At 61.7% G+C, this 12,915-nt stretch carries 11 protein-coding genes and 3 tRNA genes; 9 read left to right on the top strand and 5 right to left on the bottom strand.

Annotated features, from left to right (window positions below):
• Position 1: 1 nt before the first annotated feature.
• Positions 2–820 carry a DUF4892 domain-containing protein gene (locus AOA60_RS25655; protein WP_099586723.1) on the top strand — a complete coding sequence of 273 codons (819 nt, stop codon included), beginning with the start codon at positions 2–4 and terminating at the stop codon, positions 818–820.
• A gap of 73 nt (positions 821–893) precedes the next feature.
• Positions 894–1,955 carry an AI-2E family transporter gene (locus AOA60_RS25650; protein ID WP_099586722.1) on the top strand — a complete coding sequence of 354 codons (1,062 nt, stop codon included), beginning with the start codon at positions 894–896 and terminating at the stop codon, positions 1,953–1,955.
• Here AOA60_RS25650 and AOA60_RS25645 read toward each other — a convergent pair.
• Both AOA60_RS25645 and AOA60_RS25640 read right to left on the bottom strand, forming a co-directional pair.
• Positions 1,952–2,989, bottom strand: coding sequence for a HAMP domain-containing sensor histidine kinase (locus tag AOA60_RS25645; protein ID WP_099586721.1), 1,038 nt, complete (start codon positions 2,987–2,989; stop codon positions 1,952–1,954). The genes AOA60_RS25650 and AOA60_RS25645 overlap by 4 nt on opposite strands.
• Positions 2,989–3,753 carry a response regulator gene (locus AOA60_RS25640; protein WP_099586832.1) on the bottom strand — a complete coding sequence of 255 codons (765 nt, stop codon included), beginning with the start codon at positions 3,751–3,753 and terminating at the stop codon, positions 2,989–2,991. Before AOA60_RS25640 ends, AOA60_RS25645 begins: the two co-directional genes overlap by 1 nt.
• A 259-nt stretch (positions 3,754–4,012) precedes the next feature.
• Between AOA60_RS25640 and pyrF the strand changes: the two genes are divergently transcribed.
• Positions 4,013–4,711: an orotidine-5'-phosphate decarboxylase gene (pyrF, locus tag AOA60_RS25635; protein ID WP_099586720.1), complete on the top strand. Its 699-nt coding sequence runs from the start codon at positions 4,013–4,015 to the stop codon at positions 4,709–4,711.
• A gap of 97 nt (positions 4,712–4,808) precedes the next feature.
• On the opposite strand, the gene AOA60_RS25630 is transcribed toward pyrF, so the two are convergent.
• On the bottom strand, positions 4,809–5,816 hold the full coding sequence (locus AOA60_RS25630; RefSeq protein ID WP_099586719.1) for an NADP-dependent oxidoreductase: 1,008 nt from the start codon (positions 5,814–5,816) through the stop codon (positions 4,809–4,811).
• A gap of 228 nt (positions 5,817–6,044) precedes the next feature.
• On the opposite strand from AOA60_RS25630, the gene AOA60_RS25625 reads away from it, so the two are divergent.
• The 3 genes from AOA60_RS25625 (at position 6,045) to AOA60_RS25615 (ending at position 10,503) form a co-directional block, all read left to right on the top strand.
• Entirely contained in the window at positions 6,045–6,806 is a 762-nt protein-coding gene (locus AOA60_RS25625) for an SDR family oxidoreductase (protein WP_099586718.1), read from the top strand.
• A 201-nt stretch (positions 6,807–7,007) separates the two neighbouring features.
• The gene (locus tag AOA60_RS25620; RefSeq protein WP_099586717.1) at positions 7,008–8,420 is read left to right on the top strand and encodes a PLP-dependent aminotransferase family protein; all 1,413 of its coding nucleotides are present in this window, start codon (positions 7,008–7,010) and stop codon (positions 8,418–8,420) included.
• Positions 8,421–8,535: 115 nt separating this feature from the next.
• Positions 8,536–10,503 carry a methyl-accepting chemotaxis protein gene (locus AOA60_RS25615; protein ID WP_099586716.1) on the top strand — a complete coding sequence of 656 codons (1,968 nt, stop codon included), beginning with the start codon at positions 8,536–8,538 and terminating at the stop codon, positions 10,501–10,503.
• 36 nt (positions 10,504–10,539) lie between these two features.
• On the opposite strand, the gene AOA60_RS25610 is transcribed toward AOA60_RS25615, so the two are convergent.
• Together AOA60_RS25610 and AOA60_RS25605 are read right to left on the bottom strand one after the other, a co-directional pair.
• Positions 10,540–11,352, bottom strand: a complete 813-nt coding sequence (locus tag AOA60_RS25610) for an alpha/beta fold hydrolase (protein ID WP_099586715.1) — start codon at positions 11,350–11,352, stop codon at positions 10,540–10,542.
• A 99-nt stretch (positions 11,353–11,451) separates the two neighbouring features.
• Positions 11,452–12,222: a hypothetical protein gene (locus AOA60_RS25605; protein ID WP_099586714.1), complete on the bottom strand. Its 771-nt coding sequence runs from the start codon at positions 12,220–12,222 to the stop codon at positions 11,452–11,454.
• A gap of 358 nt (positions 12,223–12,580) precedes the next feature.
• On the opposite strand from AOA60_RS25605, the gene AOA60_RS25600 reads away from it, so the two are divergent.
• From AOA60_RS25600 to AOA60_RS25590, 3 genes are all read left to right on the top strand, one after another.
• A tRNA-Glu gene (locus AOA60_RS25600) sits at positions 12,581–12,656 on the top strand.
• Positions 12,657–12,659: 3 nt separating this feature from the next.
• Positions 12,660–12,735, top strand: a tRNA-Gly gene (locus AOA60_RS25595).
• Positions 12,736–12,840: 105 nt separating this feature from the next.
• A tRNA-Glu gene (locus AOA60_RS25590) sits at positions 12,841–12,913 on the top strand.
• Positions 12,914–12,915 lie beyond the last annotated feature (2 nt).

The raw sequence follows: 12,915 nt of genomic DNA, 5'->3' as shown, positions 1-12,915 counted from the left end.
TATGAGCGTGCGTAACGGCTGTATCCGTATCCTCGGGCTGAGCCTGCTCAGCCCACTGGTGTTCGCCGCCGACGTACCGGGAAGCCAGGACCTGCCCGCCGTGGCCCGGCAGGTCGACGCACAAATCGTCGATTACCGCCCCGCTGAAGAAAAAGAACGCATCTACCCCATGGGCGCGATCCGCAAGATCAGCGGCCAACTGCGCTATGAAGGCCAGGCCATCGCCCGAGGCCAAGCCACGGCGATTACCTACGAACTGCCCGCCGAACACAGCTCCGACGCTGCATTTACCTCTACCCGCGAAGCCTTGCAGGCCAAGGGCGCGCAACTGTTGTTCTGGTGCAAGGCCCGCGACTGTGGTGAAAGCAGCCTGTGGGCCAACGAGATCTTCGGCAACGCCAAGCTGGTCGGCGCCGATGGCCAGCAGGAATACCTGCTGCTGCGTCTGGCGGCCCCGCAGGACAATTCCCTGGTGGCGCTGTACGGCATCACCCGAGGCAACCGCCGTGGCTATCTGCACGTAGAACAACTGGACGCCAGCGCGCCGCTGGGCGACCTGTTGCCCACCTCGGCCACCCTGTTGCGCGAGTTGAAGAGCACCGGCGAACTGGACCTTCCAGCGCTGGGCGCCGAGCCCAGTGACACCTGGCTGACGCTGATCTCCCGTGGCTTGAACCTCGACACTACCTTGCGTGTCAGCCTGTCCGGGCCCACTGCCGAAGCCTGGCGCCAGGCCCTGGTCGACAAAGGCGTGCGCGCTGCGCGCCTGGAAACCGGTACCGGTGAAACCAAAGGCTTGCACCTGCATCTGATACGCTGACCGCCTATAAGGCGAACGGACCCGAGCCGTTCGCCTAAGCTTACTTCCTACAGCCTTTTTTCCGAGATACCCCATGCTCAATAACGATCGCCTGCTGGTGCAAATCCTGCTGCTGGTGCTGTTTGGTGCCAGTTTCTGGGTGATGGCGCCGTTCTGGTCGGCGCTGTTCTGGGGCGCGGTGCTGGCGTTTGCCAGTTGGCCGTTGATGGTGCTGCTGACGCGCTGGCTGGGTGGCCGTGAATCCCTGGCCGCTGGCATCCTGACCCTGGGCTGGATGCTGTTGGTGGCGGTGCCGCTGGTGTGGCTGGGGTTCAACCTGGCGGACCATGTGCGCGATGCGGTGGCGTTGATCAAGGATATCCAGGTCGACGGGCTGCCCGAGGCGCCAACCTGGTTGGGCTCAATCCCCTTTTTGGGGGAGCGCCTGGTCGGGATGTGGAACAGCATCGACGAGCAGGGCGCCGCACTGATGGTCAGCATCAAGCCGTACCTGGGCCAGGTGGGCAACTGGCTGTTGGCGCGCAGCGCGCAGATCGGCGGCGGTATCCTTGAGCTGACCCTGAGCCTGGTGTTCGTGTTCTTTTTCTATCGCGACGGGCCACGGTTGGCGATGTTCGTCCATCGGCTGCTCGAACGCTTGATCGGTGAGCGTGCCGGTTATTACATCGAATTGGTCGCGGGGACCGTGCAACGGGTCGTCAACGGCGTGATCGGCACCGCCGCTGCCCAGGCCGTGCTGGCGCTGATCGGCTTCTGGATTGCCGGAGTGCCTGGCGCGCTGGTGCTCGGCATCGTGACCTTCCTGCTCAGCCTGATTCCCATGGGGCCGCCGTTGGTGTGGATCCCGGCCACGGCGTGGCTGGCCTGGAAGGGCGATTACACCTACGCGGTGTTTCTGGGTGTGTGGGGGACGTTCATCATCAGTGGCGTGGACAACGTGCTCAAGCCGTACCTGATCAGCCGTGGCGGCAATCTGCCGCTGGTGATTGTGTTGCTCGGGGTGTTCGGCGGCTTGATCGCGTTTGGTTTTATCGGTCTGTTTATCGGCCCGACCCTGTTGGCCGTGGCGTACAGCCTGTTGATGGATTGGAGCGCAACCCAGGCTCAAGGGCGACGCGAAGACAAACCTCTCTAAGCCCGGGGCAGCCACATCACGGCGGTCAAACCGCCGCCTGGGGTTTCCTCCAGGCTCAGGCGACCGCCGAGGCGCTCAGCGGCGTCCTTGGAAATCGTCATGCCCAGGCCGACGCCACCGGAATTGCGGTTGCGTGAGCCTTCCAGGCGGAAGAAGGGCTCGAATACGGCTTCGCGCTGATCGGCCGCGATTCCCGGGCCGTGGTCGATCACGCGGATGATCAGGGCTTCACGGCTATCCTCCAGTTCAACCCGCGCCGTGCCGGCATAGCGCAAGGCGTTGTCGATCAAGTTGTTCAAGCACGAGCGCAGGGCCATCGGTTGCACCTGTAACGGCACGCAAGTGCCGGCGAACTGCACGTCGCAGCCCTGGTCCTGGGCGTTTTCACTCAGTGACTCCACCAGCGCCTGCACATCCAGCCAATGCCGGGTTTCGCTGGTGCGCTGCTCGTGCAGGTAGCTCAGGGTGGCATCAAGCATGCCGATCATGTCGTCCAGGTCCTGACGCATCTGGCCCTGCAGCCTGGTGTCGTCGATCTGCTCCAGGCGGAGCTTGAGGCGTGACAGCGGAGTGCGCAGGTCGTGGGAGACGGCGCCGAGCATGCGTGCACGTTGGCTGACTTGTTCGCGGATACGGCGTTGCATCAGGTTGAACGTCGATGCCGCTTTGCGCGCTTCCTGCGGCCCGGACTCATCCAGCGGTGGGCTGTCGAGGTCCAGGCTCAGGCGTTCGGCGGCTTCGCTCAGGCGCTGGATCGGTCGGCTCAGCAGCTTGGCGCCATACCAGGCGGCGATGATCAGGCAGATGAACTGGAACGTCAGTGGGACTACCGGGCCGCCAAACCACGGGCGACGATGTTCCTTATGCACCGGCATCAAAGCACCGTCCGGTTCCTCGACAAACGTTTCCTGAGGCGGCGGCGGGGGAGGGCCGTAATAACGGAACCAAGAAATCGCCAGTACATGTGCCAGCACAATCGCCACCAGCAACACGCCGAACAGCCGACCGAACAGCGTATTGAAGGGGGTACGCATCAGCCGATATCCCGCGCGTCAAACAGGTAGCCTTCGCCGCGCACGGTCTTGATCAACTGCGGCGCCTTGGGATCATCCCCCAGTTTCTGACGCAGGCGCGAGACCAGCAAATCGATGCTGCGATCAAACGCTTCAATGGACCGACCACGGGCGGCATCCAGCAACTGCTCGCGGCTCAACACCCGGCGCGGGCGCTCGATAAACACCCATAACAGACGGAACTCGGCGTTGGACAGCGGCACTACGAGGCCATCGTCCGCCACCAGTTGGCGCAGCACGCTGTTGAGGCGCCAGTTGTCGAAGCGGATATTGGCGCGCTGCTCGGTGCGGTCATCGCGTACGCGGCGCAGGATGGTCTGGATACGTGCCACCAGTTCGCGTGGTTCGAACGGCTTGGACATGTAGTCGTCGGCGCCCAGCTCCAGGCCGATGATGCGGTCGGTGGGCTCGCAGCGGGCGGTGAGCATCAGGATCGGTATATCCGAATCCGAGCGCAGCCAGCGGCACAGCGACAGGCCGTCTTCGCCCGGCAGCATCAGGTCGAGCACCACCACGTCAAAGGTTTCGGCTTGCATCGCCTGGCGCATTGCGGCGCCGTCGGTGACGCCAGTGGCGAGAATATTGAAGCGTGCCAGGTAGTCGATCAGCAGTTCGCGAATCGGCACATCGTCGTCGACGATCAGCGCACGGGTGTTCCAGCGCTTGTCATCGGCGGTCACCGCGCCTTTTTGCTCGTCATTCACTGGGACAAAAGGGGTATGCATAATGCGATCATCTGCCTGGTTGTTGCGGTCAGCATAGGCGCCCAGCCCCATGGCTGGAAGTGCTGGTCGGAGGGTAGTGCGGGCGAGGCTAGCGGCGGGGCGTGTTGGGGGCATGTCGTGAATGTATCAGCTTTGAAACATTTGCCCGAAAGGCCCGTGAAATGGCGGTTGGTCAGTATTTACCGATCATCGGATCCCGCAACGCCGCTGCTTGCGCTACAATCCGCGCCGATTTCGACTTGCCTGAGAGCCCATTCCAATGTCCGTCTGCCAGACTCCTATCATCGTCGCCCTGGATTACCCCACCCGTGACGCCGCACTGAAGCTGGCTGACCAGTTGGACCCCGCGCTTTGCCGGGTCAAGGTCGGCAAGGAACTGTTCACCAGTTGCGCCGCAGAAATCGTCGGCACCCTGCGTGACAAAGGCTTCGAAGTGTTCCTCGACCTGAAATTCCACGATATTCCGAATACCACCGCCATGGCGGTCAAGGCCGCCGCCGAAATGGGCGTGTGGATGGTCAACGTGCACTGTTCCGGCGGCCTGCGCATGATGACGGCCTGCCGCGAAGTGCTGGAACAGCGCAGCGGCCCTAAACCGCTGCTGATCGGCGTGACCGTGCTGACCAGCATGGAGCGCGAAGACCTGGCCGGTATCGGCCTGGACATCGAGCCTCAGGAGCAGGTGCTGCGTCTGGCCGCGTTGGCCCAGAAGGCCGGCCTCGACGGCCTGGTGTGTTCGGCCCTGGAAGCCCAGGCGCTGAAAACCGCCCACCCGTCGCTGCAATTGGTGACCCCGGGGATCCGCCCGGCGGGCAGTGCCCAGGATGACCAGCGGCGTATCCTGACGCCACGCCAGGCACTGGATGCGGGTTCCGATTACCTGGTAATCGGCCGTCCGATCAGCCAGGCGGCGGATCCGGCCAAGGCGTTGGCGGCGGTTGTTGCCGAGATCGCCTGATCCCTGACGCTGTGAGAACCCCATGTGGGAGGGAGCTTGCCCCCGATGGCCCTGCGCATCGCAGGCAAGCCAGCTCCCACATTGGTTTTGCGCTGTATCAGCTGACCTTCAGAACCAACTTCCCAAAGTTCTCGCCGTTGAACAGCTTCATCAACGTCTCCGGGAACGTCTCCAGCCCCTCGACAATATCTTCCTTGCTCTTGAGCTTGCCCTGAGCCATCCAGCCGGCCATTTCCTGCCCGGCGGCGGCAAAATTCGCCGCGTGATCCATCACCACAAAGCCTTCCATTCGCGCGCGATTGACCAGCAGTGACAGGTAGTTCGCCGGGCCTTTCACCGCTTCCTTATTGTTGTACTGGCTGATGGCGCCACAGATCACCACGCGAGCCTTCAACGCCAGGCGGCTGAGTACTGCGTCGAGGATGTCGCCGCCGACGTTATCGAAATACACATCCACGCCCTTCGGGCATTCGCGCTTGAGAGCGGCGGGTACGTCTTCGTTCTTGTAATCGATGGCCGCGTCAAAACCCAATTCGTCCACCAGGAACTTGCACTTGTCGGCGCCACCGGCGATGCCGACCACGCGGCACCCTTTAAGCTTGGCGATCTGCCCGGCAATACTGCCTACGGCGCCGGCTGCGCCTGAGATCACCACGGTGTCACCCGGCTTGGGCGCGCCGGTGTCCAGCAGCGCGAAGTAGGCCGTCATGCCGGTCATGCCCAGTGCAGAAAGGTAGCGGGGCAGCGGGGCAAGCTTAGGGTCGACGGTGTAGAAGCCGCGGGGCTCGCCGAGGAAATAATCCTGCACCCCCAAGGCACCGTTTACGTAGTCTCCGACCGCGAATTTCGGGTTGTTCGAAGCAATCACCTTGCCCACGCCGAGTGCGCGCATCACCTCGCCGATGCCGACGGGCGGAATGTAGGACTTGCCCTCATTCATCCAGCCGCGCATGGCTGGGTCGAGGGACAAGTATTCATTGCGTACCAGCACGTGCCCGTCCTGGGGCGTGCCCACCGGCACTTCCTGATAGGTGAAGGTGTCCCGCGTCGCCGCGCCGACCGGGCGTTTGGCGAGCAGGAATTGGCGGTTGGTCTGGGCGGTCATGGCAGGGACTCTTTAAAAGTGGAGCATGAGTGATAGACCTTGAACGGCTTGGGGGCAAGGCTGGCTTTGGGTGCGAATGCTGCGCGATAGGCTGCGTTGATAGTGCGCCCGGTGTCGTTATCACTGGTGCGCATGCTGCCCTAACCGGGCTTTTGATAGTGCTGACGCGTCCGGCGTGCTGTTGGCTAGACTCGTCCCACGGCTATTTCTCCCATAGGACATCCCCCCATGAGCATGACGTTTTCTGGCCAGGTCGCCCTGGTGACCGGCGCCGCCGCCGGTATTGGTCGCGCTACCGCGCTGGCGTTCGCCGCCGAAGGCTTGAAGGTTGTGGTTGCCGACCTGGATGTGGCGGGCGGCGAGGGCACCGTCGCGCTCATCCATCAGGCCGGTGGCGAGGCACTGTTTGTGCGCTGCAACGTCACGCAGGAGACGGATGTTCAGCAGTTGATGGCGCATACCGTCAGCGCTTATGGCCGCCTGGACTATGCCTTTAATAATGCCGGCATCGAGATTGAGAAGGGCAAGCTGGCTGACGGCAGCCTGGATGAGTTCGACGCCATCATGGGCGTCAACGTCAAAGGCGTATGGCTGTGCATGAAGTACCAGTTGCCGCTGCTGCTGGCACAGGGTGGCGGCGCTATCGTCAACACCGCGTCGGTCGCGGGGCTTGGCGCGGCGCCGAAGATGAGCATCTACGCGGCCTCCAAGCATGCGGTGATCGGCCTGACCAAATCGGCGGCCATCGAGTACGCCAAGAAGAAAATCCGCGTCAACGCCGTCTGCCCCGCAGTGATCGACACCGACATGTTCCGCCGTGCCTATGAAGCCGACCCCCGCAAGGCCGAATTCGCCGCCGCCATGCACCCGGTCGGACGTATCGGCAAGGTCGAGGAAATCGCCAGCGCCGTGCTTTACCTGTGCAGCGACGGAGCGGCGTTCACCACTGGCCACGCCTTGGCCGTGGACGGTGGCGCGACGGCGATCTAGGACCTTGCGTCGGCCCCCATTCGAAATAGGCTGGGGCGCTGTGGGGCGTTTCCAGAGCTGGCACAACGCCGCGACCGAATATGTGTCATTAGGTAAATAACCCAATAAAATCAATACTTTAATAAATTTATGCGCCCGGCAATCAACCGCTTCTGTGCTTAACTCTTTGGGTTGATAACAGACAGTTGAAGTGAGTGGCTCATGGATTTAGGGATCGATCGACAAGCCCTTGTACCGGTGGTGCAGCAAATCGTCAGTGCAGTGGCGCAATGGATTCGCAAGGACGGGATCAGCCCCGGCACGCGCTTGCCGTCCATCCGCCAGTTGGCCCTGGATAACCTGCTCAGCCAATCCAGCGTGATCGAAGCACTCGAACGGATGGTCGCGCAGGGGGTGCTGGCGCCCCGGCAGGGCTCGGGATTTGTGGTGGCCCAGCCGGGGGATTCCCACGAAGGCAATTGGTATGAGGGGGCGGAGCGCGAATGGGGCAGCTTTGCCGACAACCCGCTGGGCGAGTTGAAACTGGGCTGCGGCTGGTTACCCGATGCCTGGCGCGAGAGCGATGACATCAGTTATGCGATTCGTGAAGTCACCCGTACCGACACTGCAGGCCTGTTCAACTACAGCACGCCGTTGGGGCTGCCCGCGTTGCGTGAGCAACTGCTCAAGCGCCTGACGCAGATTCATATCGCTTCCAGCGTGGACCGCATCCTCACGACCGCAGGCGCGGGCCATGCCCAGGACTTGCTGATACGCACGCTGCTCAAGGCAGGCGATTGCGTGGTGGTGGAAACACCGGGGTACGGCAACCTCTATCAGCAACTGGTGTTCCAGGGCGTGCAACTGCTGGAGGTGCCGCGTATACAGGGCGGTCCCGATCTCTCGGTCCTGGAAGCCTTGCTGCAGCAACATCGGCCCAAGTGCCTGTTCATCCACAGCGTTCATCACAACCCTACGGGCACGAGTTTGTGCCGCGAGGTGGCCGAGCGCCTGCTGGAGCTGGCTCACCGCGAAAACTTCCTGATCATTGAGGAAGACGTCTACGGTGACCTGCAACATGCCAGTTGCGTGCGGCTCGCGGCGTTGCCCCATGATGATCGGGTGATCTACGTCGCGAGTTTCTCCAAGACCTTGAGCAGTGCGTTGCGCGTGGGGTATCTGAGTGCCAGTTCGGCGATCATCGCGCAACTGGCCAGCCTCAAGACCTTGACCGGGTTCGGCACCTCGCGGTTCGCCGAGGCAGTGGTGGCCACGCTGCTGGTCAATGGCACCTATCGTAAATGGGTACAGCGCCTGCGCAAGCGACTGGGTACCGAAATGAAGGCCACCCTGCAAGTGCTGGAAGACGAAGAATGGGAGGTGTTCGCGGTGCCCGCCGGGGGCATGTTCCTGTGGACGCGACCGGGAGAGGTGCAGCCTTCGCTGTTACAGATGTGTGCCCGGCGGCTAGGGGTGTTGTTGTCTCCTGGGGCGTTGTTCAGCCCGACGGCGCAGGCCAGCGAGTGGCTGCGCATCAATGTGGCCTATGCAACTGATCCGCGGGCCTTGGCGTTGTTCAGTGCCATGGGACCCGCCAGATCGACCTCGACCATTCTGAAAACGACGAGCGTGTAGCTTTTTGCCATTATTGTGGCGCCAGCGTCTTGTGTTCAGTGCCTTGTGGTTGCGAATCTCGCTGCATGTCAATCGGGCTTGATGGCATCTGCCATTGCAAGAGGATTCAAGTGCAATGATTTCAGGCGTGCAACGACGTTTCGCCAACCTCGGTATGGCGAAAAAACTGGGCTTGGGCTTTATGCTGGTGCTGCTGCTGACCGCGTTGGTTGCAGCCATTGGCGTGTGGTCCCTGCAGACCGTTGGCCAGCGTTTCGAAGGGCTCAAGGCCATGTCGTCGCTCAATAGCGGCTTGCTCAAGGTGCGTCTGATCGAGCAGGACTACGCGCTGCACGCCGACCCCAAGGCGGTCGACGCGCTGCATGAAAGCGTCGACGCCTTGGCAGCCCAGGCCGCCGCCCTCAAGGCCCAGTCTGCGGCGAACGTGCCGGTGATGACCGATGTCGAGCAGGCACTGGCCGCTTACCGCAAAGCGTTCGATGAGTTTGTCGAACTGACCCAGACCAAGGATCTGGCGCTGGAAATGGCCAGCTGGTCGGTGTCCAGCGTGGCGAATAACCTTGATGTGTTGCAGGCCGGCCTTGCGGACGATGGGGCTTATGGCCTCAAGCAAAGCCAGGGCAAGGAGGGCGCCGAGTTTATCGAGCAGGCCGGACAGGTCAGTCAGGTATCGCGCTTGATGTTGCAAGCCATGAACGAAGCCCATGTGCGCCTGGACCAGAGCCGCAAAGTGGACGCCGAGGACGCCGAGCAAGGCAAGATCGAGCAGGCCGACCAGGCCTTGGCTCAGGTCGAACAACTGAAAACCTCGGTCAAGGACTCCGGATATCAGACAGTGCTCAATGAAGTCTCCGGCCATATTGCTGCGTTCAGCGAGAAACTGGGTGAGTACACCGGCCTGCTGGCGCAGGAAAAAGTGGTCTACAAACAACTGCATGACCGGGCGGCCCTGGTGGTCAGCCGGGTCAATCAGGCCTATGACGCCGAAGACCTGTCGATGCAGGCACAACTGAAAAAAAGCGCACTGTTGATCATCGGCTCGTCGGCCCTGGCCTTGCTGGTGGGGCTGATTGCCGCATGGGTGATTACCCGTTTGATCGTCGCGCCGCTGCGCAGTGTGATTGCGGTGGCGCAGCAGATTGCCGCTGGGGATCTGAGCGGGCGCATGGAGGTCAGTCGTCGTGATGAGATCGGCCAGTTGATGCAGGCCATGCAACAGATGGGCAACGGCCTGAGCCAGATGGTCAGCGGCCTGCAGGCCGGAATCGAGCAATTGGCCAGCTCGGCGCAGACGCTCTCCAGCGTCACCGAGCAAACCAATGTCGAGGTCAGCAGCCAGAAGGAAGAAACCGAGCAGGTGGCCACCGCGATGAACCAGATGACCGCCACGGTGCACGACGTGGCGCGCAACGCCGAAGAGGCCGCGCAAGCCGCGCAGACGGCGGATGACAAGGTCGACAGTGGGCAGCAAGTGGTGCGCCAGAGTCTGCAGCGCATCGAGTTGCTGGCCACTTCCAGCACCAGTGCCAGTGCGAGCATCGAGAGCCTCAGTGCCGAAATCCAGAACATCGGCACCGTGCTGGGCGTGATCAAAAGCGTGGCGGAACAGACCAACCTGCTGGCCCTGAACGCGGCGATCGAAGCCGCGCGCGCAGGTGAACAGGGCCGTGGCTTTGCGGTAGTGGCCGATGAGGTGCGGGCGCTCGCCAAGCGTACCCAGCAATCAACCGAAGAAATCGAGCGGTTGGTCAGCACTTTGCGCAGCGCGGCGCAATCCTCGGTGCAGCAGATCCAGCAAAGCGGCGAGCTGGTCAAACTGGCGGTCAGCGATGCCCTGGAAACCGAAAGTGCCCTGGGCAGTATCGCGGGCGCGGTGTCGTTGATCCAGCAGATGAACCAGCAGATCGCCGCTGCGGCCGAGGAGCAAAGCTCGGTGGCCGAAGAGATCAACCGCAGCGTCACCAGTATCCGGGCAAGTGCTGATCAGTCGGCGTTGAGCATGCAGGGCAACGCGGCGTCGAGCATCCAGCTGGCGCAGTTGGGGGCGGAGCTCAAGGGGATGGTGGGGCATTTCCGCCTTTGACCGCAGTGCAGAGGCTGCGATCAAAGGGGAGGGCGATCAGGCGTGGTTGGCGAGAAAGGTCAGCAGCGCTTCGTTGACGAAGTCCGGGTTTTCGCGGCTGGAGATATGCCCGGCGCCTGGAATCAACGTCAGGGCGCAGCCAATCAGTTCGGCCATTTCCTTGGATTCGGCGGGTGGGCGGGGTTTGTCCTGCTCGCCGCACATCACCAGGGTGGTGTCAGCGTCCAGGCACGACAGCTGTTTTAGCACGTCGTCGCGGCTGAAGATCAACCGACCCAAGGGCACGATGCTCTGCAGCAGGCGGTCTCGGGAAAAGGCTTGCAGCGACGCGCGAAAGTCCTGGTAGAGCGCTGATTTGCGGTCGATCTCCGGGCGGAAGAAGATCGGCGCGATCACATCCAGCAACGGCTCGGGAATCGCGCCGGCGTCTTCAATCATCTTGAACAGCGAGAAGTAATACTGGCGCGTAGCCTCGGGCTCTGCGCCGAGGTAGGTGTCCAGCAGCACCAGGCTATTGATGCGCTCGGGCGCCTTCAACGCCAGGCGCGCACCCCACATACCGCCGACCGAGAGGCCCACCAGGTTGATCTGCGTAATATCCAAGTGATCCAGCAGGGCCAGGTTCTGGTGCGCGAGGTCGTCGAGGGAGCGAGTCTGCGTGGGTAGTTGGCCCGATTCACCGTGGCCCCAGAGTTCGGGCACGATCACACGGTACTGTTGCGACAGGGCTTCGATCTGCGGCGCCCACATGCCGCGGTCCCACAGGTAGCTGGAGCCGAGCAGGACGGCCGGGCCGGTGCCCTGGTCGAGATAATGCAGTGAATGTCCATCAATGACGGCGATAGGCATAGCAGGCCTCTGACTTCACGGAGTGAGGGGCACTTTTTTACGCTAGTCGGCGGGTGGAGGATAGGTGCCAGGGTGATGGCACCTATTGTTTCGCGAGCATCAGTCGTAGATGACTTTCTTCTTCCACTCGGCGTCGGCTTCGACTTCTTTCATGCCTTCGGTCAATTCGCTGACTTCTTCTACCGCCTGTTGGCTGTTAGCCAGCACCGTGGAGTTGGCGCGGGCCAGTTGGCCTTCCAGTTGTTGCAACTGGGCGCTGTAGAGCACCGGCTCCGGCTGCTTGCGCAGGTACTGCACGCCACGTTCGAAAGCCAGTCGTGCCTGGCCTGGTTGGCCTTGCTGCAGCGCGTGCTGGCCGAGATTGTTGAAGAATTCGATGTGCAGCAGCACCAGGATATGGCGGATTTCCTTGATCCAGTGCTTGGCTTCGTTGGAGGGCAGGAAGCCATCCTGGGCCGCGCGCGTTACCTGGCCGTGCAGGGCTTCGAGCAGGAAACGCACGTCCTTGGCCTTGGCTTCGGTCTGGATCGGTGCCGGCGGGTTGTTTACCGGGATGGATTCGCCCTGGGCCACCAAGGTGTTCAGCTCGGTGATGCGCGCCTTGATCGGTGCACTGGTCTTGTTGAGATTCAACAATCGCTGGTTGACGTTGAGCTCCAGGCGGGTCAACAACAGTTTGAGCGCCGGCGTCATCAGTTGGCCTGGGAATGTTTCGGTGATCTCACCGCAACGGCGCAGGCGATCGTTAAGCTCGATCTGGGTGCGCTGCTTTTCCAGCTTGTTGTTTTCCACCACGTGGTTCATGTAGCCAATGGCGATCAGTATTGCGATCCCGGCTATTACCAGCAGGGTGATCATGAGTGGTGTCACCGGTGTGACCTCTTTATAGGGTTTGCAGTGGAGTGTAGTGACTGAGCCGGCTATCGGATAGGTCTGATCGACCAGTTGCCCAGGTAGTTTCTTCTATATAGATACGCGCTCCCTGCGTGAATGCACATTGCCATCATTTGCCAGGGTGAACTATAGCGTCTTGTCGGGTGCCAGAATATAGGCGTCAAGGTGCGGACAGGCAGAATGCCCGCAAGCGCCGGTAAACGCGGGCGAAGTCATTGATTTTAATAAATTTATCCTTGGGGGTTGACGACCTCCCAATCCATCCATAGAATGCGCGCCACTTAAAGCGTAAAGCACACAGCGAAACGCGATGAGTAGTGAATGTTGTACGTGTGTCCCCTTCGTCTAGTGGCCTAGGACACCGCCCTTTCACGGCGGTAACAGGGGTTCGAGTCCCCTAGGGGACGCCATATGCGGGAATAGCTCAGTTGGTAGAGCACGACCTTGCCAAGGTCGGGGTCGCGAGTTCGAGTCTCGTTTCCCGCTCCAATTTACAAACAGTGTGGCTTTAGGGCGGCACTGAGTGAAACCAGGACCACATCCTCGGATGCGGCATCTGGGCACTGAAGCACACACCATGTGTTTCAGTAGCGTGTCCCCTTCGTCTAGTGGCCTAGGACACCGCCCTTTCACGGCGGTAACAGGGGTTCGAGTCCCCTAGGGGACGCC

It is taken from the genome of Pseudomonas sp. 2822-17 (assembly GCF_002742485.1).
Classification (GTDB): domain Bacteria; phylum Pseudomonadota; class Gammaproteobacteria; order Pseudomonadales; family Pseudomonadaceae; genus Aquipseudomonas; species Aquipseudomonas cyclaminis.
This window is presented reverse-complemented; position numbering and strand designations above follow the sequence as displayed.